The organism is Cryobacterium sp. W22_MBD10_FK3 (assembly GCF_052113745.1).
Lineage (GTDB): Bacteria > Actinomycetota > Actinomycetes > Actinomycetales > Microbacteriaceae > Cryobacterium.
Map to the genome: position 1 here is coordinate 23,577 of NZ_JBGQOH010000007.1, position 25,990 is coordinate 49,566.

Sequence of the window (25,990 nt, forward strand, 5' to 3'; positions counted from 1 at the left end):
ATGTCCCGACGTCGCCGCGGAGGATGCCTGATCATCACGGGTGTGCTTGTCGTGGCGCTGGTTGGTGCGTTTTTCATCGTGGATGGCGCCCTCCGCGGCTTCGCGCAGGGCCGGGCGGAGGCGGAGATCGCCAATCGCCTGCCGGCGAACGTGACCGGTGACGTTTCCGTGAAGATCGGGGGCCTCTCCGTGATCGCCCAGTACCTCACCGGATCGTTCGAGCAGGTGGAACTGACAGCGCCCCAGCTCACCGTCGACGGCGCCGCGGCGTCGGTGCGCATCCGCGCCGCCCAGGTTCCGGTGGACACCTCCCAGCCGATTGGACACGTCTCCGGCACCATCGACCTGGACGAGGCTGCGCTCAACACGCTGCTGCAGGCCAGCCAGGAGCAAGGCGACGACGCATCCGCCGGGCCGATCGAGGCGGGCGCCACAGAGCTCAAGCTCGGCGCCAACGAGGTCACCTACGCCGGCACGGCGTCGGTGTTCGGCATTGAGGTGGGCTACCGGGCCACGGCCACTCCGTCGACGAGCGCCGACTCGCTCGTACTGACCCCCACCGAGGCGGAGCTGAGTGGCTTCGGGGGCAGTCTCGATGCAAGCGGACTGCTGCAGCTGCTCCTGGGTGAGAAACCCGTGAGCGTCTGCGTGGCCAAATACCTGCCGCAGGGCGTCACGCTGACCGGCGTGGATGTCACGCCGGACCGCGCACGCATTACGCTGGAGTCGAGCACATTGACGCTCAACGAACAGTCGCTCACCACCCTGGGCAGCTGTTCCACCGCTTGATTCGGCGCGCGCAACTCGCAGTCGCTAGAATTCCGGTAGATTCCCGCGCCTTTCGGCGCGTCTCTTCGCTGGCTTCAGGGACCAATCCGGGTTCGCTCGCCACTTCGTGAGACACCCACTTGACTCCTGTGAGGTTTTCACCCGTGGCCCATAATCCACTCGCCCCCGAGTGGCTCAGTTTCCCCGCTGACGCCAACACGCTCGCCGACGGCCTTTGGCCCCAATCTGCGCACCGCACCGACTCCGGCGCCATCACGATCGGCGGCGTCAGCGCCCCCGATCTCGCGGCCCGGTTCGGCACCCCGCTCTATGTGATCGACGAAACGGATGCCCGCGGCCGCGCCACCGAGCTCCGCACCGCCTTCGACACCGAGTTCGCCCGCATCGGCACCACCGTCAAGGTGTATTACGCCGCCAAAGCCTTCCTCTCTACCGAGGTCGCGCGCTGGATGGTGGACGCCGGCCTGAACATCGACGTCTGCAGCGGCGGCGAACTCGCCGTGGCCCTAGCCGCCGGCGTCACGCCCGGCCGGATCGGCTTCCACGGCAACAACAAGTCGGTCGCCGAGATCGACGACGCCACCCGCGTGGGCGTCGGCACGATCATCATCGACAGCCCGATCGAGATCGTGCGCGTCGCCGACGCCGCCCGCCGGCACGGCACCGTGCAGAACGTGCGGCTGCGCGTGAACAGCGGCGTGCACGCGCACACCCACGAATTCCTGGCCACGTCGCACGAAGACCAGAAGTTCGGTGTGGTCTTCGAAGACGCCCCGGCCCTGGTCGCCGCGATCCGCGCCGAGGGCAGCCTCAACTTCCTCGGCCTGCACTGCCATATCGGCTCGCAGATCTTCGGCGTCGACGGCTTCGCCGAGTCGGCGTCGCGCCTGCTCAGCCTGCACGCCGAGCTGCTCGCCGACGGTCCGGTGCCCGAGCTCAACCTCGGCGGCGGCTTCGGCATCGCCTACACCAGTGCAGACGACCCCAGCCCGATCGGCGACCTGGCCGCGGGCCTGGCCGACATCGTCGCCGCCGAATGCGCCCGCCGCGGCATCCAGCTGCCCGTGATCGCCATCGAACCGGGCCGGGTGATCATCGGACGAGCGGGCGTGACCCTCTACGAGGTGGGCACCACCAAGCCTGTGCGCGTCGGCGAGGCCACCCGGCTCTACGTGAGCGTCGACGGCGGCATGAGCGACAACGCCCGCCCCGCACTCTACGGCGCCGACTTCTCGGTGCGCCTGGCCGACCGGGTGTCGGATGCCGAGCCCGCCCTGGTGCGCATCGCCGGCAAGCACTGCGAAAGCGGCGACATCGTCGTGGACGCCGACTACCTGCCCGGGGACGTGGCACCTGGCGACCTGGTGATGGTGCCCGCGACCGGCGCGTACTGCTGGTCGTTGGCGAGCAACTACAACTATTTGGGGCGGCCGGCTGTTGTAGCGGTCGTCGACGGCGAAGCCAGGGTCATCGTTCGTGGGGAGACGATCGACGATCTGCTGGCGCGGGACGTGGGCGTGGCGACACGCTCGACCAACGGGGTCTCGACAAGCTCGACCAGCGGTGGGGGCTTGACAAGTACGACTAGCGAAGATGTGAAGGAAACAACCCGATGATCGAATACCGCAATCTGCGCGTCGCCCTGCTCGGCGGTGGTTCGGTCGGTGCTCAGGTGGCCCGCCTGCTGCTCGAGCACAGCGACGAGCTCGCCAACCGGGTGGGCGCGAGCCTCGAGCTCGTCGGCATTCTGGTGCGCGATCTCGACGCCCCGCGCACCGTCGACCTGCCCCGTGAGCTGCTCACCACCGACGCCGACTCGCTGATCCTCGGCGCCGACATCGTGATCGAGCTGATGGGCGGCATCGAGCCCGCTCGCAGCTACATCCTCACGGCCATCAACTCCGGCGCCGATGTGGTCACCGCCAACAAGGCGCTGCTCGCCCAGCACGGCGCCGAACTCTTCGAAGCCGCCGACCAGGTGGGCGCCCAGCTCAACTACGAGGCCGCCGTGGCCGGGGCCATCCCCATCGTTCGTCCGCTGCGCGACAGCCTCGCCGGCGACACCGTCAACCGCATCCTCGGCATCGTCAACGGCACCACCAACTTCATCCTCGACCGCATGGATGTGGCCGGCGACACCCTCGACGAGGCCCTCGCCACCGCCACCGAGCTCGGCTACGCCGAAGCCGACCCCACCGCCGACATCGAAGGTTACGACGCCGCGCAGAAGGCCGCGCTGCTGGCCAGCCTCGCTTTCCACACCAACGTTCCCCTCGACAAGGTCTACCGCGAGGGCATCACTCAGATCACTCCGCAGCAGATCGAGTCGGCCAGGAAGGCCGGCTACGTCGTGAAGCTGCTCGCCATCTGCGAACGCCTCACCGACCCGGTGACCGGCGAACATGGGGTTTCCGCCCGCGTGTACCCCGCGATGGTGCACCGCGGCCACCCGCTCGCCTCTGTGCACGGCGCCAACAACGCCGTCTTCGTCGAGGCCGAGGCCGCCGGTCCGCTGATGTTCTACGGCGCAGGCGCCGGGGGAGTGCAGACCGCCTCCGCCGTGCTCGGTGACCTCGTCTCCGTTGCCCGTCGCCACGTCATGGGCGGCCCCGGCTACGCCGCCTCCAGCCACGCCGACCTGCCGGTGCTCGACATCGGCAAGGTCACCACGCGTTACGCCGTGACCCTCGAGGTGACGGACGAGCCCGGCGTGCTCGCCACGATCGCCGGAGTGTTCAGCAAAAACAACGTCTCGCTCGCCCAGGTCGAGCAGTCGATGACGCCTGAAACACCCGGAACAGCCAGTCACGAGCCCGTGTCGGGCACAGCTACCCTAGTCATTGGAACGCACGAGGCCACGGAGGCTGCGCTTGCCGCGACCGTGAACGACCTTGCCGCCAACAGTGTCGTCACCAATGTCGCATCCGTTTTGAGAGTTGAAGGAGTCTGATGTCCAGCGAACGAGAGACCGGTCAGCACCAGAGGGTCTTGACCCAGTCCCGTCAGTGGCGCGGTGTGTTGCGCGAGTACGCCGACCGGCTGAACGTCAGCGACGCCACCCCGATCATCACCCTCGGCGAGGGCGGCACCCCGCTGATCCCCGCCGCCGCGCTGTCTGCGCGCACCGGCGCCAAGGTGTGGGTGAAGTACGAAGGCATGAACCCCACCGGGTCGTTCAAGGACCGCGGCATGACGATGGCCATCTCCAAGGCCGTCGAAGACGGCGCCAAGGCCGTCATCTGCGCCTCCACCGGCAACACCTCGGCATCCGCCGCCGCCTACGCCACCCACGCCGGCATCAAGGCCGTCGTGCTGGTGCCCGAGGGCAAGATCGCCATGGGCAAGCTCAGCCAGGCCATCGCGCACAACGCGCAGCTGCTGCAGGTGCAGGGCAACTTCGACGACTGCCTCGACATCGCCCGCGACCTCGCCAAGAACTACCCTGTGCACCTGGTCAACTCGGTCAACCCCGACCGCATCGAGGGCCAGAAGACCGCGGCCTTCGAGGTCGTCGAGGTTCTCGAAGACGCCCCGGACTTCCACATCGTCCCGGTCGGCAACGCCGGCAACTACACCGCCTACTTCCGCGGCTACAGCGAAGAGCTCGAGCGCGGCGCCACCACGAAACTGCCGCGGATGTTCGGCTTCCAGGCCGCGGGCAGCGCCCCGATCGTGCTCGGTCACCGCGTGGAGCACCCCGAGACCATCGCCAGCGCCATCCGCATCGGCAACCCGGCCTCGTGGGACCTCGCCCTGAACGCCCGTGAGGTGAGCGACGGCTACTTCGGCGCGATCAGCGACGAGAAGATTCTCGAGGCCTACCGCATCCTCTCCGCCGAGGTGGGCATCTTCGTGGAGCCGGCCTCCGCGATCAGCGTCGCGGGCCTTCTCGAACGCGCCGACGCCGGCAAGATCCCCGCCGGCGCCACCGTGGTGCTCACCGTCACCGGCCACGGCCTGAAGGACCCGCAGTGGGCACTTCGCACCGCGGACGGCAGCGACGTGAAGCCCACGATCGTTCCCGTGGACACCGCTGCCATCGCCGAGCTGTTGGGTCTGGGCCAGAAATGACCACGGCGCTCCCCGTCGTGGGACGCAACGCGCTCGCCGGCCGTTCGGTCGTCGTGAAGGTTCCGGCCACCACCGCGAACCTCGGCCCCGGCTTCGACACCCTGGGGCTCGCCCTCGCGCACTACGACCACCTGCAGGTGGAAGTGACCGACGAACACGGCGTGTTCGTTGAGGTGCACGGCATCGGCGCCGGGGAGGTGCCCACCGACGAGACCAACCTCGTGGTGCGTGCCATCGCGCACACCTTCGCCGCCTACGACATTCCCCTGCCGGGGTTGAAGTTGGTGGCCGAGAACGTGATCCCGCACGGCCGCGGCATGGGGTCGTCCGGCGCCGCGATCGTCTCGGGCATCATGGCCGCCAAGGGCCTGCTCGAGGGCATCGTCGACATCGACTCCGACGCGCTTCTCGTGCTCGCCACCGAGATGGAGGGGCACCCCGACAATGTGGCGCCCGCCCTGTTCGGCGGCCTGACCATCGCCTGGATGACCCCGGAGGGTCCCAAGCACAAGAAGCTGATGGTGCACCGCGGCGTCTCGCCGATGGTCTTCGTGCCCGTGCACGCCATGTCCACGGCGCTGGCCCGCAGCCTGCAGCCGGTCTCGGTGCCGCACGCCGACGCCGTCTTCAACCTGTCCAGGTCCGCCCTGCTGATCGCCGCGCTCATCCAGAGCCCGGAGTTGCTGCTCGCCGCCACCGAGGACAAGCTGCACCAGAGCTACCGCGCCGCGGCCATGCCCGAGACCAACCGCCTGATCACCCTGCTGCGGGAGAACGGCTTCGCGGCCGTGGTCTCCGGCGCCGGCCCGTCGATCCTGGTTCTGGCCAGCGACCCCGGGCAGCGCCTGGTGGCCGCCGAGCTGGTGGCCCAGACGAGCGAGACGCCCTGGCAGACGCTGATGCTGGCCGTCGATTTCAAGGGCGCCACGGTCATCCGCACCGACGCCTAGGTCGAAGCAGTCGCACGCTCTGACCCGAGCCCCGTCCCGAGCAGGGCGGGGCTCGGGTCAGGTTTACGGTCGTGTCGCCCGAGCGCGAAGTGCGGTGCGAACCTGCTAGAGTGGTTGCGCACCCGATAGAAACCGCCACCGCGGATCTGTTCTCTGGTGTATTCCCTGTAACTCACCGCTATCGCGTATTCGTGCGTGGCTGTGTGTGTTCACTCCAATCCGCCTCTGTGTGGGACTGGATCACCCGCAGCGCACTAGGCGCTGCAACATCTTCTCTGGCCAATTCGTAAGAGCCAGGGGAAAGGACAAGACTTCGTGACCAACGTCAACCTCCACGCCGATGGCGTGGACATCTCACGCCTCTCTACCCTTCGCGTCGCCGAGCTTCAGGCTCTGGCGGGCGAACTGGGTATTCAGGGCGCATCCAAACTTCGTAAAGGAGAGCTCGTGGACGCAATCACCGCGAACCAGTCCCACGCGACCGAGTCGGCCGCGCCCGCCGCTGCCGTCACCGACGCACCGGCAGAGGTCGCGCCCGTAGAGGCCGCCGCCGCCGCCGCCGTCTCCGACGCAGCCGTCGAGGCCGCGCCGAAGAAGCGCGTCTCCCGTCGTGTCAGCACCGCCACCTCGGCACCCGCTGTCGCCCACGTCAACGCCGACGGCGACCTGGGCCTCGGCCTGATCATTCCCGAGGCTGCGAAGACCCGCAAGACCACGGCCCCCACTACCTACGCCGGCGCCTCCGACAAGGGAGCCTCCGACAACCTCGTCGCCGACGCCCCCGTGGTCGAGAAGCCGGTTCGCCAGGCCCGCAAGCGCGCCAGCACCGCCACCATCACCGAGGCCGCCATCTCCGAGGCCGTCGCCAAGGCGAACGCCGCCGAAGCCGCCGCCCCTGTCGCCGAGGCCGTCGCCGTGGTCGCCGAGCCGGCCACAGAGCAGGCCGGCAACGGCCGCAACCGTCGCGGCAACTCGCGCAACGAGAACCGCAACGAGTCGCGCAACGACAACCGCAACGAGAACCGCAACGGTGGCCGCAACGGCGGCAACCGCAACAACAACGCCTCCACCGCCCGCAACGCCTTCGACGCGCGCGCCATGATCGACGCGCAGAACGACGAGGACGGCTACGAGGCCCCCGTCGAGACGATCGACGCCGCACCGGCAGAGACCGACTCCACCGAGACCGTGAGCGCCGAGAGCACCGAGTCCCGCATCCAGCGCCCCGAGGGCGTCGTGCGTGCCGAGCGCAACGAGCGCGGCGGACGCCAGCGCAACCAGCGCGGTGCCCGTGCCGAGCAGGCAGCGCCGACCGAACAGGCCGAGCCGGCCGAGCAGGTTGAGGCGACCGAACAGGCCGACACCAGCTCCACCGAGCAGACCGACGAGCAGTCCGAGCAGGCCGAGCAGCCCCGTCAGGGCCGCAGCCGCAACCGCAGCCGCGGCGGCGACCGCAACCAGGGCGACCGCGCGCAGGGCGACCGCAACCAGGGCGACCGTGCCCAGGGCGACCGTGCCCCGCAGGCCGCCGACGACCGCGGCGACGACCGTCAGCAGAACCAGCGCCAGGGCGGCAACCGCGGCCAGGGCCAGCAGGACCGTCAGAACGACCGCCAGAACGACCGTCAGCAGGGCGACCGCCAGCAGAGCGACCGCCAGCAGAGCGACCGCGCCCAGCAGGAACGTCAGGGCCTGGACCGCAACGCCGGTCCAGAGGACGAGCTGAACGGCCGCAACAACCGCAGCCGTTTCCGTGACCGCAAGCGTCGCGGCGCCACGACCAACGACGACTTCGAGCCCGAGCTGACCGACGATGACGTGCTCATCCCGGTTGCGGGCATCCTCGACGTTCTCGACAACTACGCGTTCGTGCGCACTTCCGGCTACCTGCCCGGCGCCAGCGACGTGTACGTCTCGCTCGGCCAGGTCAAGAAGTACAACCTGCGCAAGGGTGACGCCGTCGTCGGCTCGATCCGTCAGCCGCACGAGGGCGACCAGAGCGGCCGCCAGAAGTACAATGCGATCGTCAAGGTCGACTCCATCAACGGTCTGACCGTCGAGGAAGCCGCCACCCGCGTCGAGTTCCAGAAGCTCACCCCGCTCTACCCGCAGGAGCGCCTCCGCCTCGAGACCGAGCCGGGCAAGCTGACCCAGCGCATCATCGACCTCGTCGCCCCGATCGGTAAGGGCCAGCGCGGCCTGATCGTCGCGCCGCCCAAGGCCGGCAAGACCATCGTCATGCAGCAGATCGCCAACGCCATCGCCACGAACAACCCCGAGGTCCACCTCATGGTCGTCCTGGTCGACGAGCGTCCCGAAGAGGTCACCGACATGCAGCGCACGGTGAAGGGTGAGGTCATCGCCTCCACCTTCGACCGTCCAGCCGAGGACCACACCACCGTCGCCGAGCTCGCCATCGAGCGTGCCAAGCGCCTGGTGGAGCTGGGCCACGACGTCGTCGTGCTGCTCGACTCGATCACGCGCCTCGGCCGTGCCTACAACCTGACGGCTCCGCCGTCGGGTCGCATCCTCTCCGGTGGTGTCGACGCATCCGCGCTGTACCCGCCCAAGCGTTTCTTCGGGGCTGCCCGCAACATCGAGAACGGTGGCTCGCTCACCATCCTCGCCTCCGCGCTGGTGGAGACCGGGTCCAAGATGGACGAGGTCATCTTCGAGGAGTTCAAGGGCACCGGCAACATGGAGCTGCGCCTGTCGCGCCACCTGGCCGACAAGCGCATCTTCCCGGCCGTCGACGTCAACGCATCCGGCACCCGCCGCGAAGAAATGCTGATGAGCGCCGATGAGGTCAAGATCACCTGGAAGCTGCGCCGCGCGCTGGCCGGACTCGAGCAGCAGCAGGCGCTCGAGGTCATCCTGGGCCGGCTGAAGGAGACCTCGTCCAACGTCGAGTTCCTGATGCAGGTTCAGAAGTCGATGCCGACCCCGAACGGGTCAGACAAGGATCACTGATGTTCGAGTCTGTCCTGACTCTGCAGGCTGAGCACGACGAGCTGCAGTCCCAGTTGGCGGACCCGGAGTTGCACGCGAACCCCGCCCGTTCCAAGAAGGTCAACCGTCGTTACGCCGAGCTCAGCCGCATCATCGCCGCGTGGAACGAGTGGAAAGAGATTGGCGACAATCTCGACGCCGCTCGTGAACTCGCCGACGAGGATGAGTCGTTCGCCGACGAGATCCCCGGGCTCGTGGACCAGCTGGAGGACGCAGCCGAAAAGCTGCGCCGCCTGCTGATCCCGCGCGACCCGCTCGATGCCCGCGACGTGATCATGGAGATCAAGATGGGGGAGGGCGGTGCGGAGTCCGCACTGTTCGCCGCCGACCTCCTGCGCATGTACCTGCACTACGCGGAGTCCAAGCGCTGGAAAACCGAGATCATCGAGCAGACCACGAGCGACCTCGGCGGCATCAAGGACATCCAGTTGGCCATCAAGGGCAACTCGGCCGACCCCGCGGAGGGCGTCTGGGCGCACCTCAAGTACGAGGGTGGTGTGCACCGTGTTCAGCGGGTGCCGGCCACCGAGTCGCAGGGACGCATCCACACCTCGGCGGCGGGCGTTCTCGTCTTCCCCGAGGTGGATGAGCCCGAAGAGGTCGAGCTGCACCCGAACGACCTCAAGATCGACGTCTACCGTTCCAGCGGCCCCGGCGGCCAGTCCGTCAACACGACGGACTCCGCCGTGCGGATCACCCACCTTCCCACCGGGATCGTGGTGGCCATGCAGAACGAGAAGAGCCAGCTGCAGAACAAGGAAGCGGGTATGCGAGTGCTTCGCGCCCGCGTTCTCGCCCGGCAGCAGGAAGAGATCGACGAGGCCGCCTCGCTGGTGCGCAAGGGACAGATCCGCACCATGGACCGGTCAGAGCGCATCCGCACGTACAACTTCCCCGAGAACCGGATCGCGGATCACCGCACCGGCTACAAGGCATACAACCTGGACACCGTGATGAACGGCGCCCTGGATGCCGTCATCGACTCGTGCATCACCGCGGACGAGGCCACCCGCCTCGCCGAGATCGGCGACCACGACTAAGTCCCGCTCGTTCGAAGAGGCGCTCCAGCTCCGGCTGGGGCGCCTCTTTGTGTGAGCGGCGCCGGTGCGCGGGTTTGGGCCAAGTAGGCTTTTCGTCATGCCCGGGCTCACCTTCGTCACGACCGACCCGGGTGCGCCCGCCGCAGCGGCGATGTTGTGGGCCTACTACGACGACATCGTCGGCCGCTATTGGGGCCGCGCAGCGCTGCCCGACGAGACCGACGCGGCGATGGCGGATGAGCCCAGCGACGACCTGCAGGGCGACACCGGTGTGCTCGTGCTCGGCCTGCTGGATGGCGTGCCGGTGGCGTGCGGCGGCGTGCGGTTCGCCGGCGACGGCATCGGTGAACTGACCCGGGTGTACGTGGCCGCTGCCGCTCGGGGCAGCGGCGCCGGCGCCGGCCTGCTGGCACACCTGGAGGATCTCGCGACAGTCGCCAGGCTCACCCGGTTGAGGCTGACCGTGCGCAGCGACCTGGTCGAAGCGCGCCGGCTGTACGCCCGCTGCGGTTACCTGGAGGTCGCCCCGTTCAACACCGAACCGTATGCGGAGCACTGGCTCGCGAAGGAGCTGCACTGAGCACATTCGCCCGGGGTCTCGACAACCTCGACCAACGACGGGGTGTTACTTAAGTAGGTCGGAGTGGTGGATCGCCGCCACGTCAGGGTGTGCGCGCATGCGGCTCTTCAGTGAGTTCTCGCCGTAGGTCGCGAAGATGGGGTTCTCCGGGTCCACGGTGATGCCGGGGGCATGCAGCTCCTCGGGCAGGGTCAGCACCGGGATGGTGGCATCCAGGGCCGGGCTGTAGAAGAACGGGATCGAGATACGGTCGGTGCCGATCAGCGGGGAGATCACCCGGTGCACAGTGGCTTTGAGGTAGCCATCCGTCGCCACCTCGAGCAACTCGCCGATGTTCACCACGAACGCGCCGTCCAAAGGCGGAGCGTCGATCCACTCGCCGTCCTTCTCCACCTGCAGGCCGCCCTTGCCGGGCTCGACGAACAACAGCGTGAGCACACCGGAGTCCTTGTGCGCTCCGACGCCCTGCCTGGGGGTGGGGTCTGACTTGCCCGGGTAGCGCACGATCTTGATCAGTGTCGACGGTTTGTGGGCGAACGCCTCGTCGAAGACGTGCTCGTCAGCACCCAGCGAGAGGGCCCACGCCTGCATCAGGCGCAGCGCCACCGCGTTCAGCTCCTCGCGCCACTGGGTCATGACCTCTTCCAGGGCGGGCAGGTTCACCGGCCACTGGTTGGGGCCCTCCAGGCGCAGGTAGTCGGCGTCATCGGCGGTGAGGTCGAGGGCTGGGCGCTCCGGTCCGATGTCGATCTGCTCACGCCAGTCCACCTTGCCCTGGGTGAGTTCACCGCCCACCCGGGTGTAACCGCGGAAGTGCGGGCTCTGCAGGTTCTCGATGGCCATCTTGTCGTCTTCGGGCAGGTTGAAGAAGGCCCTGGAGGTGGTCATCACCCGCTCGATCAGATCGGCCGGCACGCCGTGCCCGGTGAGGTAGAAGAAGCCGTACTCGTGGGTGACCTCGCGCAACTGTGCCCGGAAGGCGTCGGCCTCAGCTCCGCCGGCGTCGAGACGCGACAGGTCCAGGATCGGAAGAGACAGAGCGGCGGATTCGCCAACGGGAGTTGAGGTTGTCATGACAACTATTCTGCCAACAAGCAATCCGCAAAAAACCGTTGTTACACAGGATTGCCGGGTTCGAAGATCCTGCGGGAGAGCAGCCGTACGGTGGCGCGGTATCGCAGAAAACCTCGCGGATGCGAGATCAGAGGCCGGATTTGAGCAGGCCGCGTGCCGCCTTGATTTCTTCCGCGGTGCCGGGCTGGGCGCGGGCGGGAATTCCGAGCAGAATCGACCGGGCCGGGGCGTCCTTGGTGACGACGGCGTTCGCACCCACTGTGCTCCACTCGCCCAACGTGATCGGACCGAGGATCTTGGCCCCCGCGCCCACGGTGACCCCGTCGTGCAGCTGCGGATGGCGGCGGGCGCCGGCGACGACCCCGTGCCGGCTCTTCCCGCCGAGGGTGACCCCGTGGTACAGCATCACGTCGTCGCCGATCACGGCGGTTTCACCGATCACGACACCCATGCCGTGATCGATGAACAGGCGCCGGCCGATGCTCGCACCGGGGTGGATTTCCACCCCGGTGAGGAACCTGGCGAACTGCGACAGCAGCCGGGCAGGCAGGCGCAGCCCGCGCTGCCACAAACGGTGCGTGATTCTGTACGCCCACACGGCGTGCACGCCGCTGTAGGCGAGCAGCACCTCCGCCTTGCTGTGCGCGGCAGGGTCGTGCCTTTGCGCCATCGCGATGTCCTCGCGAACGCGTGCGAACACTCCCATGCCGGGCACCTGTCTGTACTTGGTCGTGCGGAAAATGGCTTAGACGAGATCTTCGTAGAGCACCGTGCTGATGTACCGCTCGCCGAAACCGGGCACGATCACGACGATGGTCTTCCCGGCGTTCTCGGGCAGCTTGGCCTGCTGGAGGGCCGCCCACACCGCGGCGCCGCCGGAGATCCCGGCGAGGATGCCCTCCTCGGTGGCCAGGGCCCGTGCCGTGGCCACGGAGTCGGCGAGGGTCACATCGGTGACCTCGTCGTACACGTGGGTGTCCAGAACGCTCGGCACGAAGTTGGCACCGATGCCCTGGATCTTGTGCGGGCCGGGGGCGCCGCCGTTGAGGATGGGCGAGTCCTTGGGCTCGACGCCGATGATCCGCACCGAGGGCTTGCGCTCCTTGAGCAGCTGACCGGCGCCGGTGATGGTCCCGCCGGTGCCGATGCCCGCCACGAGCAGGTCCACGGCTCCGTCGGTGTCGTCCCAGATCTCCACCCCCGTGGTGGCCTTGTGGATGGCGGGGTTCGCCGGGTTGTCGAACTGACGGGCCCAGATCGCACCCGGTGTGGCCGCGACGATTTCCTTGGCCTTCTCGACGGCGCCGCGCATGCCCTCGGAGCCCGGGGTCAAAACGAGTTCGGCGCCGTAGGCGCGAAGCAGGATCTTGCGTTCCTTGCTCATGGTCTCAGGCATCGCCAGGATGACGGTGTAGCCGCGGGCGGCGCCGACCATGGCCAGGGCGATGCCGGTGTTGCCACTGGTGCCCTCCACGATGGTGCCGCCGGGCTGAAGCTCACCTGACGCCTCGGCGGCGTCGACGATGGCGACCCCGATGCGGTCCTTGACGCTGCTGGAGGGGTTGTAGAACTCGAGCTTGGCCAGCACCGTGGCGGTGGAGTCGCCGGGAAGCCGGTTCAGCCTCACCAACGGGGTGCCGCCGACGGTTTCGGTAATGTCTGAGTAGATCCGTGCGGTCATCGGTCAGCCTTTCCTCGGGTTCGTATTAAGCCTAGAGCCATGACGATACTCAGAGAGTTGCGTAAGATTCCAGTTTGTGACGCCTCCGCATAGCAACTCTGACTCTCCATCCGATATTCCGACGACTGTCGACAAGTTGCGCTCTCTGGCTTCCCAGACACTGGCCCGAGCGGGGATCGAAGACGCCGAGGTGGATGCCGACCTCCTGATCGGTCACGTCCTCGGCCAGAGTCGTGGCCAGGTGCAGGCGGCAGCAATCATGGGCACCGCCCTGACCGCAGCCGACGCGTCCGCCATCGCCGCCCTCGTCGACCGCAGGGCCAAGCGTGAACCGCTGCAGCACATCACCGGCCGCGCGCCGTTCCGGTCCCTGGAGCTGAACGTCGGCCCCGGGGTCTTCGTGCCGCGCCCCGAGACCGAAGGGGTCGCCCAAATCGCCATCGACGCCCTGCGCTCGATGGCGGACCCCGAACCCGTCGGCGTGGACCTCGGCACCGGCAGCGGCGCCATCGCCCTCGCCATGGCCACCGAGGTGCCGCACGCCCGCGTCTTCGCGTGCGAGAACTCGCCGGATGCCTTCCCCTGGACCAGCCGCAACTTCGCCGAGGTGGGCGCCGGGAACGCCACCCTCGTGTTCGCCGACCTGGCCGAGGCGTTCCCCGAGCTCAACGGCACCGTCGCCGTGGTGGTCTCGAACCCGCCGTATATCCCGGCCGACGCCATCCCGCGCGACCCCGAGGTGCGCCTCTTCGACCCCGCCCATGCCCTGTACGGCGGACCTGACGGCCTCGACGTCGTTCGGTTGGTCTCCCAGACGGGCCTGCGGTTGCTGCGCGCCGGGGGAGTGCTCGCGATCGAGCACGGTGAGCTGCAGGGCGCCGAGATCCGGGCGTTGCTGGATGCCGACGGCTGGCGCGCCACCGCCACCCACCGCGACCTCACCACCCGCGATCGCACCACGACGGCCCTGCGCCCGTGACCGGCGAACTCCGCCCGGTCTCAGAGGCCGAACTCGCCGCGTGGTTGGTGTCCAGTGTGGCCGACTACACCGACGACCTCGAGGCCGCCGGGCTCAGCCGGGCCGCTGCCGAGAACAAGGCCACCGAAGCCACCCGGCGTGAGTTCCCGCACGGACGGCCCGCGTCCGGTCAGCACGTCTATTCGATCAGGGTCGCCGACGAGCATGTCGGCGTGCTCTGGCTCTCTGCCGGCCCGGCCGACGACCCCACCAATTGGTGGATCCTCGACATTGTGGTTTTCGAACGGTTCAGGGGCCGCGGCCATGGCCGCCTGGCGATGCTGCTCGCTGAATCCGAAGCTGCCAGGCTGGGTGCGGCCAAACTCACCCTGAACGTCTTCGCCCGCAACGCTGTGGCTCAGGCCCTCTATGCATCCCTCGCCTACGAGCCCACCAAAATCGTGATGGAGAAAACCCTCGTTCCGCCCGTGAGCTGATGAGGAACCGCGTCTCGCCAGGCCCTCACAGGCGGGCTGCACTAGAATCGTGCCCGATGACACGTATCTATGACTGCTCGGTCGACGAGGAACGTTCGACCGGCATGCGACTGGCACGCTCGGCGATCGGCCGCGGTGCGCTCGTCGTCATCCCCACCGACACCGTGTACGGGATTGCCGCCGACGCGTTCAACCCCGAGGCCGTGCAGAAGCTGCTGGATGCCAAGGGCCGCGACCGACAGTCGCCGCCGCCGGTGCTGATCCCCGGGATCCCCACCCTCGACGCCCTCGCCCAGGACATCCCTGAGCCCGTGCGTGCCCTGGTCGCCGAGTTCTGGCCCGGCGGCCTCACCGTGGTGCTCACCGCCCAGTCGTCCCTGGTCTGGGACCTCGGCGAAACCCGCGGCACGGTGGCGCTGCGGATGCCGCGCAACCAGGTGGCCCTCGACCTGCTGGCCGAGACCGGACCGCTCGCCGTCTCGAGTGCCAACACCAGCGGTCTGCCCTCCGCCATCGACGTCATCGGCGCCGAAGAGATGCTCGGCATCAGCGTCGCGGTCTACCTCGACGGGGGAGTGGCGGGCCTGGACTACGAGCCGATCGGCGACCGCGCCGGCGACACCTCCTCCACGATCGTGGACGCCACCGGCTTCGACACCAACGGCGGCAAGATCGTCATCGTGCGCAACGGCGTCATCTCCCGAGCCGCGATCGAGGCTGTCATCGGCGATGCCCTTGCTCCGGTGGGCGAGCAATGACCCTATTCGTCCTACTGGCGCTCGTTTCGGCCGTCGTGACCTTCCTCATGTCGATCGTGGTGCTCAAGCTCACCCACAAGTACCGGTTGTACCCCAAGATCCGCGAACGTGACGTGCACTCCAGGCCCACCCCGCGGCTGGGCGGCATCGCCATGTTCCTCGGCATTGTGGTGGCCTTCGGGGTGTCCTATCTGGTGGCGTCCCAGTTCGCCCCGTTGCGGTTGATCTTCGCCGACCCGCACCAGATCATGGCCATCCTCGGCGCCGCCCTGCTGATCGTGCTGCTCGGTGTGGCCGACGACATCTGGGATCTCGACTGGATGACCAAGCTCTCCGGCCAGTTCATCGCCGCCGGCCTGGTGGCGTGGCAGGGCGTGCAGGTCTTCTCCCTCCCGATCGGCGGCCTCACTGTCGGGTCGTCCTGGATGTCGATCGTGATCACGGTCATGGCCATCGTCATCGTGATGAACATGATCAACTTCATCGACGGGCTCGACGGACTGGTCGCGGGGGTCGCGCTGATCGCAAACGGCGTGTTCTTCATCTACAGCTACCTGCTCGTGCGGGACACCTCGCCCACCAACTACTTCAACCTGGCGTCGCTCATCGCCGCGATCCTGGTCGGCGCCTGCGTGGGCTTCCTGCCGGTGAACTGGCACCCCGCCAAGATGTTCATGGGCGACGCCGGCGCACTCCTGGTGGGCCTCTTGATGGCCACCTCGGCCATCGCGATCACCGGCCAGGTCGACCCCACCGCGGTCAACCGGTCCCAGCTGTTCCCGGCCTTCATCCCGCTGATCCTGCCGGTGGCGATCCTCATCATCCCGCTGCTCGACTTCGGCCTGGCGGTGTTCCGGCGTGTGAGAGCCGGAAAATCGCCGTTCAGCGCCGACCGCAAGCACCTGCACCACCGGCTGCTCGACATGGGGCACTCGCACCTGCACGCCGTGCTGATCTTCTACGGCTGGACCGGCGCCGCCTCGGTCGGCTGCCTGCTGTACTACGTACTGCCGGTGTTCTTCGGCCTGCCCACCTGGTGGGCCACCATCTTCCTGGTGAGCGCCCTGGTCATCTGCACCGTGGTGACCCTCGCCCCGCTGAGCCGCCGCAAGGCCATCGAGGCCGCCAGCCAGCTCGCGCCGGTGACCGGCGCCGTCGGCGTGCCCGCCATTGCCCGACTTGATCCCCTCGACGAGGCGTCTGACGCCAAGGAGCCTGTATGACCCCCGCACCCGTGACCCCCGAGACCCCCGCCACACCGCCGCGCACCACCCCGGTGGACGCCAAGAAGATCCTCACCGAGGTGTTGCGTTACACGGGCCTGCTGGCCATCGCGATCGCCGTTATCGGCGGGGGACTGGGCTACCTGTTCGCCGGCACCGAAGGGCTCATCAGCGCCCTCATCGGTACGGTCCTGGCCGTTCTGTTCGCCTCGATCACCGCCGCCAGCATCATCGGCGCCATGCGATTCGACATCGCCGCGTTCTTCGGAATCGTGATGGGGGCCTGGCTGCTGAAGATCGTCGTCTTCATCGTCATCCTGGCCCTGCTGCGCGACGCACCCTTCGTGCAGACGATGGTGCTCTTCCTCACCGTGATCGCCGGAGCCGTCGGCACCATGCTCATCGACGTGATTGTGGTCTTCAAATCACGTCTGGGCTACGCGAGCAATGTGACCCTTCCGGACGTCCCGGACGAGACCGCGCCCTGACCGCTGCGCGGTCACGTCGATTAGTACCCGCGAGCGATTGTTGGTAAAGTGAAAACACTCTCAGGTGGCAGTGTGCGCCCCCGAGCCGTAGACCGAATTCCCCCACTGTCGCCTATGTGCGTCCGCACAGAAACAGGAGATAGCGCTGTTGTCTAACGCTGCGTACTTGCTGATTCCCATGGCATCCGAGGATGGCGAATTCCACGCTCCGGGGATTGGCGAATTTCTCGGCCTTCCCGCGCTGTTCTTCGCAGACACGCCCTTCGAGATCAACCGCATCATCCTGGTTCGCCTTCTGGCCATCGCCGTGATGATGCTCCTCTTCTGGCTCGCCCTGCGGAAGCCCTCCCGGGTTCCCGGCCGCGGCCAGAGCCTCGCCGAACTGGCCCTGGGCTTTGTTCAGGTGCAGATCGCCGACCAGATCCTGGGCAAGGAAATGGGCCGCCGCTTCCTGCCGCTGTTGGCGGGCATGTTCTTCGGCATCCTCGCCATGAACGTCACCGGCGTCATCCCGCTCCTGAACATCTCGGGCACCGCGATCATCGCCATGCCGCTGCTGCTCGGCATGGTGGCGTACGTCGTGTTCATCTACGCGGGCATCAAGCAGCTCGGCGCCGCGAAGTTCTTCAAGAACTCGCTGTTCCCCGCCGGTGTGCCGTGGCCGATCTACATCCTGCTCGCGCCGATCGAGTTCATCAACATCTTCATCGTGCGGCCGCTCTCGCTGGCCCTTCGACTTCTGCTCAATATGATGGTCGGGCACCTGCTGCTCGTTCTCTGCTTCGGAGCCACAAGCTTCTTCTTCTTCAATGCTGGAGGACTGGTCGGGCTCTTCGGAATCGGAACACTCGCATTCGGGTTCATCTTCACCTTTGTCGAGTTCGCCGTGTTCATCCTCCAGGCGTACATTTTCACCCTTCTGACCGCCGTGTACGTGCAACAAGCCGTTGCTGAAGAGCACTGACACTACTGAACTGGCTACGTCGACCGACGTCGTTTTTCGATTGAAAGGAAACACCTAGTGGAACCCACCATTCTCGCCGAGATCACCGGCAACATCGCCACCGTAGGTTACGGACTTGCCGCGATCGGCCCGGGTATCGGTATCGGTATCGTCGCTGGAAAGACCGTTGAAGCCATGGCTCGCCAGCCTGAGCTCGCCGGCCGTCTCCAGGTCACCATGTTCCTCGGCATCGCGTTCACCGAGCTCCTCGCGTTCATCGGTGTTGCCGTATTCTTCATCTTCGTCTAGGGATTACCACAATGCCTGAGCTTGTTCTCGCAGCGGAAGGGAACACCAACCCGTTCCTTCCCGAAATCTACGACATCACCTGGTCTGCTGTTGTCTTCCTGGTTGTCATGTTCTTCTTCGTGCGCTTCGCGATCCCGCGTTTCCGTCAGATCCTTGACGACCGGGCCGAGGCCATCGAGGGCAACATCGCCAAGGCCGACGACGCCCAGCGGAAGGCGGAAGCTGCTCTCGATCAGTACACCGCTCAGCTGGCCGTCGCGCGCGTCGAAGCGGGCCAGATCCGCGAGCAGGCTCGCGCCGACGGTCAGCGTATCCTCGCCGAGCTCCGGGAACAGGCAACGGCTGAGGCCAACCGAATCACCGCAACAGCGAAGGCACAGATCGAGGCCGAACGTCAGGCCGCCGTGCAGTCACTGCGCAGTGAAGTCGGATCCCTCGCCATCGACCTCGCCTCCGGCGTCATCGGGGAGAGCCTGAACGACGATGCGCGCGCAAGCGCCATGGTCGAGCGGTTCCTCGCCGACATCGAAGCCACCGAGAACACGGCCCCTTCGGCCGGAAAGAACTAAGACACATGGGAAGCGCCACCAGAGAAGCCTTGGCCACGTCGCGGGCGGCACTCGCCGCCCACGCCGAGTGGGCTGATCTGGCGACGGGTGAGAACCTGTTCGACGCCGGTCGGGTCATCGGTGATTCCTCGCAGCTGCTCGCCGCTCTCGGCGACTCGTCTGCGGATGCGTCCCACAAGGTCGCGCTCGTTCGTGCGGTCTTCGGTGCCACGGTCACGCCCGCCGCCCTCGAACTGCTGCTGATCGTCGCCGGCGGCCGCTGGTCGAGCCACCAGGACCTGCTGGCCGCGATCGAGGAACTCGCTCTGCGCGTCACGGCGGATTCGGCTGAGCAGCACGTGTCGATCCGCTCCGAACTGTTCATGTTCGGTGCGGCGGTGTCCTCGGACGCCGAACTCGAGTTGGCCCTGACCAGCAAGCTGGGGCCCGCCTCGGCCAAGGTCGGGCTCACCCAGGCGCTTCTGGCCGGCAAGGTGTCTGCCCAGACCCTCGTGATCGTGCGTCACCTGGTGCAGCAGCCTCGCGGCCGCCGCATCGGCGAGCTGCTCACGGATGCGGCGACCATCGTCGCCGACCAGGCCGACAGCATCATCGCGACGGTCACCGTGGCGGCAGCGCTGCAGCCGGGGCAGCTGGACCGCCTCGCCGCATCGCTCTCGGCACGATACGGACGTAACGTCGCCCTCAACCAGGTCATCGACGCATCCGTCGTCGGCGGCCTCAAAGTACAGATCGGCGATGACGTCATTGACGGCAGCGTCGCCACTCGTCTCAAGGATTTGAGACTGCAGCTTGCTGGGTAACCTCCGGGTCACCCAGAACACACATACTCGAGACGGTAACGTGTCGAAAAGACAAAGCCTGTACTGCTGTACAGAAAAGGGAAGATGATGGCAGAACTAACGATCAGCCCCGATGAGATCCGCGACGCTCTCCAGGACTTCGTCAAGTCCTACGAGCCGAACAAGGCAGCGACGACCGAGGTCGGCTACGTCACCACCGCGGGCGATGGCATCGCCCACGTGCAGGGTCTCCCCGGCGTAATGGCCAACGAGCTCATCAAGTTCGCGGACGGCACCCTCGGCCTCGCGCTGAACCTCGACGAAGACGAGATCGGTGTTGTCGTCCTCGGCGAGTTCGCCGGCATCGTCGAAGGCATGGAGGTGTACCGCACCGGCGAGGTCCTCTCCGTTCCCGTGGGTGACGGCTACCTCGGCCGTGTCGTCGACCCGCTCGGCGCCCCCATCGACGGTCTCGGCGAGATCGCAACCGATGGCCGTCGCGCCCTCGAGCTGCAGGCTCCCGGCGTCATGCACCGCAAGAGCGTGCACGAGCCGATGCAGACCGGCATCAAGGCCATCGACGCGATGATCCCGATCGGTCGCGGCCAGCGCCAGCTGATCATCGGTGACCGCCAGACCGGCAAGACGGCCATCGCCGTCGACACCATCATCAACCAGAAGGCCAACTGGGAGTCCGGCGACACCAACAAGCAGGTTCGCTGCATCTACGTCGCCATCGGCCAGAAGGGCTCCACCATCGCTTCGGTGAAGGGTGCGCTCGAGGATGCCGGAGCGATGGAGTACACCACCATCGTCGCCGCCCCCGCCTCTGACCCGGCCGGCTTCAAGTACCTCGCCCCGTACACCGGCTCGGCCATCGGCCAGCACTGGATGTACGCCGGCAAGCACGTTCTGATCATCTTCGACGACCTGTCCAAGCAGGCCGAGGCCTACCGTGCGGTGTCGCTGCTGCTGCGTCGCCCGCCGGGACGCGAAGCGTACCCCGGCGACGTGTTCTACCTGCACTCGCGTCTGCTCGAGCGTTGTGCCAAGCTCTCCGACGAGCTCGGCGCCGGTTCGATGACCGGCCTGCCGATCATCGAGACCAAGGCCAACGACGTTGCCGCGTACATCCCGACCAACGTGATCTCGATCACCGACGGCCAGATCTTCCTGCAGTCCGACCTCTTCAACGCCAACCAGCGCCCCGCGGTCGACGTGGGAATCTCGGTCTCCCGAGTCGGCGGTGACGCCCAGGTCAAGTCGATCAAGAAGGTCTCCGGTACCCTCAAGCTCGAACTGGCCCAGTACCGCTCGCTCGAGGCGTTCTCGATGTTCGCTTCCGACCTCGACCCGGCCAGCCGTCGCCAGCTTGCTCGCGGCGCCCGCCTGACCGAGCTGCTCAAGCAGCCGCAGTACTCGCCGTACCCCGTCGAAGACCAGGTCGTCTCGATCTGGGCCGGCACCAACGGCAAGCTCGACGAGGTTCCCCTCGAAGACATCCTGCGGTTCGAACGCGAACTGCTCGACTTCCTCGCCCGCACCACCGGCATCCTCACGACGCTGCGCGAGACGAACGTCCTCACCGACGACACCGTCTCCGAGCTGGCCGCCGCGGTCGACGCCTTCAAGCGCGAGTTCCAGACCGGTGAAGGCAAGCCGCTCGCTTCCGTCGGCCGCGAAGAGTTCGTCGCGACGAAGGAAGAAGACGTCAACCAGGAAAAGATCGTCAAGCACAAGCGCTAACGCGCCTCGCGGTTCGCGGCGCCCCGGCGGCGCGAACCGCAGCCCTTGACACTCATCGACACGATATCTAAGCAAGCACAGGAGACACATGGGAGCGCAACTTCGGGTCTACCGGCAGAAGATCAAGTCTGCCCAGACGACCAAGAAGATCACTCGGGCCATGGAGTTGATCTCCGCTTCGCGCATCCAGAAGGCGCAGGCGCGAGTCGCGGCTTCCACCCCGTATTCGCGGGCGATCACGCAGGCAGTATCCGCGGTTGCCACCTACTCGAACGTCGAGCACGTGCTGACGACCGAGCCGGAGGTCATCAACCGCGCCGCAGTCGTGATCTTCGCATCCGACCGCGGCCTGGCCGGAGCCTTCAGCTCCCAAGTGCTGCGCGAGGCCGAGCAGCTCAGCGAACTGCTGCGCAACCAGGGCAAGGACGTCGTCTACTACCTGGTCGGCCGCAAGGCCCTGGCGTACTTCAGCTTCCGCCGTCGCGTGTCCGAGGAATCCTGGACCGGTAGCACGGACCGTCCGGAGTTCGACACCGCCCAGGAGATCGGCGACGCCCTGTTGTCCGCGTTCCTGCGGGAAGCCGATGACGGCGGCGTCGACGAGATCCACATCGTCTACAACCGTTTCGTGAGCATGGTCACCCAGGTTCCCCAGGTCGTGCGCCTGCTGCCGCTGGAGGTCGTCGAGGGTGAAGCCAGCGACGTGCCGTCGACGCTGCCGCTGTACGAATTCGAACCGGACCCCGAGACGGTGCTCGACGCCCTGCTGCCGGTCTACATCGAAAGCCGCATCTTCAACGCCATGTTGCAGTCGGCCGCTTCGGAGCACGCCAGCCGTCAGAAGGCCATGAAGTCGGCCAGCGACAACGCAGACAAGCTCATCAAGGACTTCACTCGGCTGTCGAACAACGCGCGCCAGACCGAGATCACGCAGCAGATTTCCGAGATCGTGGGTGGAGCCGACGCGCTCTCATCCGCCAAGAACTAACCCAGAGAAGAGAGAGCAATGACTGACACCGCAATCGCGCCAGTCCTCGCGGAGGACACAGCAGGCGCTGTGGGCCGGATCGCCCGCGTAACGGGACCCGTGGTGGACATCGAGTTCCCGCACGACTCGATCCCTGGCATGTACAACGCGCTCAAGACGACCATCGTCATTGGCGACGAGTCGACCGAGATCACCCTCGAGGTCGCACTGCACCTCGGTGACGACCTCGTGCGCGCCATCGCCCTGAACCCGACCGACGGACTCGTCCGCGGCCAGGAGGTCCGGGACACCGGCTCGCCCATCATGGTTCCGGTCGGAAACGTCACCAAGGGCCGCGTCTTCAACGTCATCGGCGAGGTGCTCAACGCCAAGCCCGGTGAGAAGATCGAGATCACCGAGCGCTGGCCCATCCACCGCAAGCCGCCGCCCTTCGACCAGCTGGAGTCCAAGACCCAGCTGTTCGAGACCGGCATCAAGGTCATCGACCTGCTCACGCCGTACGTTCTCGGTGGAAAGATCGGACTCTTCGGTGGTGCCGGCGTCGGCAAGACCGTGCTGATCCAGGAAATGATCCAGCGTGTTGCGCAGGACCACGGTGGTGTGTCGGTGTTCGCCGGTGTCGGCGAGCGCACCCGTGAGGGCAACGACCTCATCGGCGAAATGGAAGAGGCCGGCGTCTTCGACAAGACCGCCCTTGTATTCGGCCAGATGGATGAGCCGCCGGGAACGCGTCTGCGTGTCGCGCTCTCCGCGCTGACCATGGCCGAGTACTTCCGTGACGTCGCCAAGCAGGACGTGTTGCTCTTCATCGACAACATCTTCCGCTTCACCCAGGCCGGTTCGGAGGTGTCGACCCTGCTGGGCCGCATGCCGTCCGCCGTGGGTTACCAGCCGAACCTGGCCGACGAGATGGGCATCCTGCAGGAGCGCATCACGTCGACCCGTGGCCACTCGATCACCTCGCTGCAGGCCATCTATGTGCCCGCCGACGACTACACCGACCCCGCCCCGGCGACCACGTTCGCGCACCTCGACGCCACCACCGAGCTCTCGCGTGAGATCGCGTCGAAGGGCCTCTACCCGGCCGTCGACCCGCTCACCTCGTCCAGCCGTATCCTCGACCCCCGCTACCTGGGTGCCGATCACTACAACACGGCCGTTCGCGTCAAGGCGATCCTGCAGAAGAACAAGGAACTCCAGGAGATCATCGCGATCCTCGGTGTTGACGAGCTCTCTGAAGAAGACAAGGTGACCGTGGCCCGCGCCCGGCGCATCCAGCAGTTCCTGTCGCAAAACACCTACATGGCGAAGAAGTTCACCGGCGTCGAGGGTTCGACGGTGTCGCTCAAGGACACCATCGAGTCCTTCACGGCGATCGCCAACGGCGACTTCGACCATGTGTCTGAGCAGGCCTTCTTCAACGTCGGCGGCATCGGCGACGTGGAAGAGAAGTGGGCTCAGATCCAGAAGGAGAACGGCTAAGCATGGCTTCGGCTTCGCTCACCGTGAGTCTCGTCTCGGCGGACCAGCAGGTCTGGTCCGGCGAGGCGTCCATGGTTGTCGCGCGCACGGTGGAAGGCGAGATCGGTATTCTCGTCGGCCACGAGCCGCTGCTGGCGATCCTGTCCAGCGGCGAGGTGCGCATCACGCTGCTCGACGGAACCAAGGTCGTCGCCGAAGCTGACGACGGGTTCCTGTCGGTGGACAACGACATCATCTCCATCGTCGCCCGCCGGGCCGCACTCGTTTAGGCGCTGCCTCATTTAGGACACTCTTGTTTGTATTGTTACCGCCGTCGGAGACTAAACGCTCCGGCGGCGTTTTCATGCCCCTGGCGCTGGACTCGCTGGCGTTCCCCGCCCTCACCGAGCGGCGTCGGGTGCTCGCCGGGGCCCTCGCCGCCCTGGCCGCCGACGCGGATGCGACGGTGCGCGCCCTCAAACTCGGCCGCACCCAGCTTGCCGAGATCGACCGGAACGCCGCCCTGCTGACCTCCGCGACGACCCCGGTCATCGACAGGTACACCGGGGTGCTCTACGACGCCCTGGCGGCCGAGACCCTGACCGTGGCTGCGCGCGCCTTCGCCGGGCGACACCTCCTGGTGCACTCCGCACTGCTCGGACCCGTCGGGGGGCTCGACCTGGTGCCGGCCTACAGGCTCTCGCACGACTCCAGACTGCCCGGCCTGCCGCTCAAGAAGCACTGGGCCGGTGGCGTCTCCGCCGCGCTGGAGGCGACCCCCGGGCTGTTGCTCGACCTGCGGTCGGAGGGGTACGTGGCGCTCGGCCCGGCGGCCGGGCATCCGCAGCGGTTCTTCCTGCGGGTCGTGACCGAGACCGCCGACGGGCGGACCCGCGCCCTCAACCATTTCAACAAGAAGGCCAAGGGTGAATTCACCCGGGCGCTGCTGCAGAACGGCCAGGCCTTCGGCACCGTCGACGAGCTGCTCGCCTGGGCGCCGACGGCCGGGCTCACGCTGCGGCCCGGATCTGCAGGAGAACTCGAACTGGTCGTCGCCGGCCACCTCTAGGATGAACTCGTGCTGAGACAACGAGTAAACGTCACCGTCACCGGAGCCGGAGGCAACATCGGCTATGCCCTGATGTTCCGCATCGCCTCCGGCCAGCTGCTCGGTCCCAACGTTCCCGTCGCCCTACGGCTGCTCGAGATCCCCAGCGGCCTCCAGGCGGCGGAGGGCAGCGCCTTCGAGCTTCAGGACAGCGCGTTCCCGCTGTTGCGCGACGTTGTCGTGACGGATGACCCGATGCAGGCCTTCGACGGCAGCAACGTGGCCATCCTGGTGGGCGCGCGCCCGCGCGGGCCCGGCCAGGAGCGCAAGGACCTGCTCGAGGGCAACGCCCGCATCTTCGGCCCCCAGGGTGCAGCCATCAACGCGGGCGCCGCCGACGACATCCGGGTGGTCGTGGTGGGCAACCCCGCCAACACCAATGCCATGGTGGCCGCCAGCCACGCCCCCGATGTGCCCGCAGACAGGTTCACCGCCCTCACCCGGCTCGACCACAACCGGGCGGTCGCCCAGCTCGCTGCCCACCTCCGCGTGCCGGTCACGTCGGTGACCGGGGTCGCGATCTGGGGCAACCACTCCACGCTGCAGTACCCAGACGTCAGCCACGCCACGGTCGACGGCCGCCCCGTGCTCGAGCTCGTCGACGAGGCCTGGCTGATCAACGAGTTCATTCCGCGGGTGGCCAACCGCGGCGCTGAGATCATCGCGGTGCGCGGCGCGTCGTCGATGGGGTCGGCCGCCAGCGCCACCGTCGACCACGTCTACGACTGGGTGAACGGCACCGGCCACGACTGGACCAGCGCCGGCGTCTTCTCGGACGGCTCCTACGGCGTGCCGGCCGGCCTGGTGTCGTCCTTTCCGGTGCGGTCACTGGGCGGCCGCTGGTCGATCGAACCCGGACTGGAGATCGACGCGTTCTCGCGCGCCCGCATCGACGCGTCGGTCGCCGAGCTGCAGGCTGAGCGCGACGCCGTGGGCGCGTTGGGGCTGCTCGGGCCTCGCTAGAGC

Annotated in this window: 26 protein-coding genes; 23 read left to right on the plus strand and 3 right to left on the minus strand. The window is 67.1% G+C overall.

Annotated elements, in window-relative coordinates; translation table 11 throughout:
- The 8 genes from ACEN2M_RS09170 (at position 1) to ACEN2M_RS09205 (ending at position 10,439) form a co-directional block, all read left to right on the plus strand.
- Positions 1-789 carry an LmeA family phospholipid-binding protein gene (locus ACEN2M_RS09170; protein WP_441647813.1) on the plus strand — a complete coding sequence of 263 codons (789 nt, stop codon included), beginning with the start codon at positions 1-3 and terminating at the stop codon, positions 787-789.
- 143 nt (positions 790-932) lie between these two features.
- A complete protein-coding gene (gene lysA / locus ACEN2M_RS09175) occupies positions 933-2,405 on the plus strand; it encodes a diaminopimelate decarboxylase (protein WP_441647814.1) in 1,473 nt (490 codons plus the stop codon).
- Entirely contained in the window at positions 2,402-3,739 is a 1,338-nt protein-coding gene (locus ACEN2M_RS09180; protein ID WP_441647815.1) for a homoserine dehydrogenase, read from the plus strand. Before lysA ends, ACEN2M_RS09180 begins: the two co-directional genes overlap by 4 nt.
- The gene (gene thrC, locus ACEN2M_RS09185; RefSeq protein WP_441647816.1) at positions 3,739-4,860 is read left to right on the plus strand and encodes a threonine synthase; all 1,122 of its coding nucleotides are present in this window, start codon (positions 3,739-3,741) and stop codon (positions 4,858-4,860) included. Before ACEN2M_RS09180 ends, thrC begins: the two co-directional genes overlap by 1 nt.
- Positions 4,857-5,810: a homoserine kinase gene (gene thrB, locus ACEN2M_RS09190; RefSeq protein ID WP_441647817.1), complete on the plus strand. Its 954-nt coding sequence runs from the start codon at positions 4,857-4,859 to the stop codon at positions 5,808-5,810. Before thrC ends, thrB begins: the two co-directional genes overlap by 4 nt.
- A gap of 345 nt (positions 5,811-6,155) precedes the next feature.
- Positions 6,156-8,780 (plus strand): transcription termination factor Rho, encoded by a 2,625-nt coding sequence (rho, locus tag ACEN2M_RS09195; protein ID WP_441647938.1) that lies wholly within the window; start codon positions 6,156-6,158, stop codon positions 8,778-8,780.
- Positions 8,780-9,859, plus strand: a complete 1,080-nt coding sequence (gene prfA, locus ACEN2M_RS09200) for a peptide chain release factor 1 (RefSeq protein ID WP_441647818.1) — start codon at positions 8,780-8,782, stop codon at positions 9,857-9,859. The genes rho and prfA overlap by 1 nt, the downstream gene beginning before the upstream one ends.
- A gap of 97 nt (positions 9,860-9,956) precedes the next feature.
- Positions 9,957-10,439 carry a GNAT family N-acetyltransferase gene (locus tag ACEN2M_RS09205; RefSeq protein WP_441647819.1) on the plus strand — a complete coding sequence of 161 codons (483 nt, stop codon included), beginning with the start codon at positions 9,957-9,959 and terminating at the stop codon, positions 10,437-10,439.
- Positions 10,440-10,484: 45 nt separating this feature from the next.
- Here the strand turns inward: ACEN2M_RS09205 and ACEN2M_RS09210 are convergent, their stop codons facing one another.
- The 3 genes from ACEN2M_RS09210 to cysK form a co-directional block, all read right to left on the minus strand.
- Positions 10,485-11,513 (minus strand): isopenicillin N synthase family dioxygenase, encoded by a 1,029-nt coding sequence (locus ACEN2M_RS09210; RefSeq protein WP_441647820.1) that lies wholly within the window; start codon positions 11,511-11,513, stop codon positions 10,485-10,487.
- Between the two features lie 127 nt (positions 11,514-11,640).
- Positions 11,641-12,219: a serine O-acetyltransferase EpsC gene (gene epsC / locus ACEN2M_RS09215; RefSeq protein WP_441647821.1), complete on the minus strand. Its 579-nt coding sequence runs from the start codon at positions 12,217-12,219 to the stop codon at positions 11,641-11,643.
- Positions 12,220-12,258: 39 nt separating this feature from the next.
- Entirely contained in the window at positions 12,259-13,194 is a 936-nt protein-coding gene (gene cysK / locus ACEN2M_RS09220) for a cysteine synthase A (protein WP_441647822.1), read from the minus strand.
- Between the two features lie 136 nt (positions 13,195-13,330).
- On the opposite strand from cysK, the gene prmC reads away from it, so the two are divergent.
- From prmC to ACEN2M_RS09295, 15 genes are all read left to right on the plus strand, one after another.
- On the plus strand, positions 13,331-14,173 hold the full coding sequence (gene prmC / locus ACEN2M_RS09225; protein WP_441647823.1) for a peptide chain release factor N(5)-glutamine methyltransferase: 843 nt from the start codon (positions 13,331-13,333) through the stop codon (positions 14,171-14,173).
- Entirely contained in the window at positions 14,170-14,649 is a 480-nt protein-coding gene (locus ACEN2M_RS09230) for a GNAT family N-acetyltransferase (RefSeq protein ID WP_441647824.1), read from the plus strand. Before prmC ends, ACEN2M_RS09230 begins: the two co-directional genes overlap by 4 nt.
- 56 nt (positions 14,650-14,705) lie before the next feature.
- Positions 14,706-15,407 (plus strand): L-threonylcarbamoyladenylate synthase, encoded by a 702-nt coding sequence (locus ACEN2M_RS09235; RefSeq protein ID WP_441647825.1) that lies wholly within the window; start codon positions 14,706-14,708, stop codon positions 15,405-15,407.
- Positions 15,404-16,630: an MraY family glycosyltransferase gene (locus tag ACEN2M_RS09240; RefSeq protein WP_441647826.1), complete on the plus strand. Its 1,227-nt coding sequence runs from the start codon at positions 15,404-15,406 to the stop codon at positions 16,628-16,630. The genes ACEN2M_RS09235 and ACEN2M_RS09240 overlap by 4 nt, the downstream gene beginning before the upstream one ends.
- Entirely contained in the window at positions 16,627-17,118 is a 492-nt protein-coding gene (locus tag ACEN2M_RS09245; protein ID WP_441647827.1) for a hypothetical protein, read from the plus strand. The genes ACEN2M_RS09240 and ACEN2M_RS09245 overlap by 4 nt, the downstream gene beginning before the upstream one ends.
- Before the next feature lie 178 nt (positions 17,119-17,296).
- Positions 17,297-18,082: a F0F1 ATP synthase subunit A gene (gene atpB / locus ACEN2M_RS09250; RefSeq protein ID WP_441647828.1), complete on the plus strand. Its 786-nt coding sequence runs from the start codon at positions 17,297-17,299 to the stop codon at positions 18,080-18,082.
- A gap of 57 nt (positions 18,083-18,139) precedes the next feature.
- Positions 18,140-18,370: an ATP synthase F0 subunit C gene (atpE, locus tag ACEN2M_RS09255; RefSeq protein ID WP_088455448.1), complete on the plus strand. Its 231-nt coding sequence runs from the start codon at positions 18,140-18,142 to the stop codon at positions 18,368-18,370.
- Between the two features lie 11 nt (positions 18,371-18,381).
- A complete protein-coding gene (locus ACEN2M_RS09260; protein ID WP_441647829.1) occupies positions 18,382-18,939 on the plus strand; it encodes a F0F1 ATP synthase subunit B in 558 nt (185 codons plus the stop codon).
- Between the two features lie 5 nt (positions 18,940-18,944).
- Positions 18,945-19,742 carry a F0F1 ATP synthase subunit delta gene (locus tag ACEN2M_RS09265; RefSeq protein ID WP_441647830.1) on the plus strand — a complete coding sequence of 266 codons (798 nt, stop codon included), beginning with the start codon at positions 18,945-18,947 and terminating at the stop codon, positions 19,740-19,742.
- Between the two features lie 87 nt (positions 19,743-19,829).
- Positions 19,830-21,467 (plus strand): F0F1 ATP synthase subunit alpha, encoded by a 1,638-nt coding sequence (gene atpA, locus ACEN2M_RS09270; RefSeq protein ID WP_441647831.1) that lies wholly within the window; start codon positions 19,830-19,832, stop codon positions 21,465-21,467.
- 88 nt (positions 21,468-21,555) lie between these two features.
- Positions 21,556-22,455, plus strand: coding sequence for a F0F1 ATP synthase subunit gamma (locus ACEN2M_RS09275; RefSeq protein WP_441647832.1), 900 nt, complete (start codon positions 21,556-21,558; stop codon positions 22,453-22,455).
- 18 nt (positions 22,456-22,473) lie between these two features.
- Positions 22,474-23,937 (plus strand): F0F1 ATP synthase subunit beta, encoded by a 1,464-nt coding sequence (atpD, locus tag ACEN2M_RS09280; protein WP_066593686.1) that lies wholly within the window; start codon positions 22,474-22,476, stop codon positions 23,935-23,937.
- A gap of 2 nt (positions 23,938-23,939) precedes the next feature.
- Entirely contained in the window at positions 23,940-24,206 is a 267-nt protein-coding gene (locus ACEN2M_RS09285; protein WP_441647833.1) for a F0F1 ATP synthase subunit epsilon, read from the plus strand.
- Positions 24,207-24,238: 32 nt separating this feature from the next.
- On the plus strand, positions 24,239-24,985 hold the full coding sequence (locus ACEN2M_RS09290) for a YaaA family protein (protein ID WP_441647939.1): 747 nt from the start codon (positions 24,239-24,241) through the stop codon (positions 24,983-24,985).
- A gap of 9 nt (positions 24,986-24,994) precedes the next feature.
- Positions 24,995-25,987, plus strand: coding sequence for a malate dehydrogenase (locus tag ACEN2M_RS09295; protein WP_441647834.1), 993 nt, complete (start codon positions 24,995-24,997; stop codon positions 25,985-25,987).
- The last annotated feature ends 3 nt before the right edge of the window (positions 25,988-25,990 follow it).

What these genes read in the sequence shown, in the direction of transcription:
- ACEN2M_RS09275 (WP_441647832.1), top strand. Translation starts at nt 21,556, where the DNA reads ATGGGAGCGCAACTTCGGGTCTACCGGCAGAAGATCAAGTCTGCCCAG.
- atpB (WP_441647828.1), top strand. Translation starts at nt 17,297, where the DNA reads ATGGCATCCGAGGATGGCGAATTCCACGCTCCGGGGATTGGCGAATTT.
- epsC (WP_441647821.1), bottom strand. Translation starts at nt 12,219, where the DNA reads ATGGGAGTGTTCGCACGCGTTCGCGAGGACATCGCGATGGCGCAAAGG.
- prfA (WP_441647818.1), top strand. Translation starts at nt 8,780, where the DNA reads ATGTTCGAGTCTGTCCTGACTCTGCAGGCTGAGCACGACGAGCTGCAG.
- ACEN2M_RS09260 (WP_441647829.1), top strand. Translation starts at nt 18,382, where the DNA reads ATGCCTGAGCTTGTTCTCGCAGCGGAAGGGAACACCAACCCGTTCCTT.
- atpA (WP_441647831.1), top strand. Translation starts at nt 19,830, where the DNA reads ATGGCAGAACTAACGATCAGCCCCGATGAGATCCGCGACGCTCTCCAG.
- ACEN2M_RS09180 (WP_441647815.1), top strand. Translation starts at nt 2,402, where the DNA reads ATGATCGAATACCGCAATCTGCGCGTCGCCCTGCTCGGCGGTGGTTCG.
- ACEN2M_RS09285 (WP_441647833.1), top strand. Translation starts at nt 23,940, where the DNA reads ATGGCTTCGGCTTCGCTCACCGTGAGTCTCGTCTCGGCGGACCAGCAG.
- ACEN2M_RS09170 (WP_441647813.1), top strand. Translation starts at nt 1, where the DNA reads ATGTCCCGACGTCGCCGCGGAGGATGCCTGATCATCACGGGTGTGCTT.
- ACEN2M_RS09245 (WP_441647827.1), top strand. Translation starts at nt 16,627, where the DNA reads ATGACCCCCGCACCCGTGACCCCCGAGACCCCCGCCACACCGCCGCGC.
- ACEN2M_RS09210 (WP_441647820.1), bottom strand. Translation starts at nt 11,513, where the DNA reads ATGACAACCTCAACTCCCGTTGGCGAATCCGCCGCTCTGTCTCTTCCG.
- ACEN2M_RS09265 (WP_441647830.1), top strand. Translation starts at nt 18,945, where the DNA reads ATGGGAAGCGCCACCAGAGAAGCCTTGGCCACGTCGCGGGCGGCACTC.
- ACEN2M_RS09205 (WP_441647819.1), top strand. Translation starts at nt 9,957, where the DNA reads ATGCCCGGGCTCACCTTCGTCACGACCGACCCGGGTGCGCCCGCCGCA.
- atpD (WP_066593686.1), top strand. Translation starts at nt 22,474, where the DNA reads ATGACTGACACCGCAATCGCGCCAGTCCTCGCGGAGGACACAGCAGGC.
- thrC (WP_441647816.1), top strand. Translation starts at nt 3,739, where the DNA reads ATGTCCAGCGAACGAGAGACCGGTCAGCACCAGAGGGTCTTGACCCAG.
- cysK (WP_441647822.1), bottom strand. Translation starts at nt 13,194, where the DNA reads ATGACCGCACGGATCTACTCAGACATTACCGAAACCGTCGGCGGCACC.
- ACEN2M_RS09240 (WP_441647826.1), top strand. Translation starts at nt 15,404, where the DNA reads ATGACCCTATTCGTCCTACTGGCGCTCGTTTCGGCCGTCGTGACCTTC.
- ACEN2M_RS09235 (WP_441647825.1), top strand. Translation starts at nt 14,706, where the DNA reads ATGACACGTATCTATGACTGCTCGGTCGACGAGGAACGTTCGACCGGC.
- thrB (WP_441647817.1), top strand. Translation starts at nt 4,857, where the DNA reads ATGACCACGGCGCTCCCCGTCGTGGGACGCAACGCGCTCGCCGGCCGT.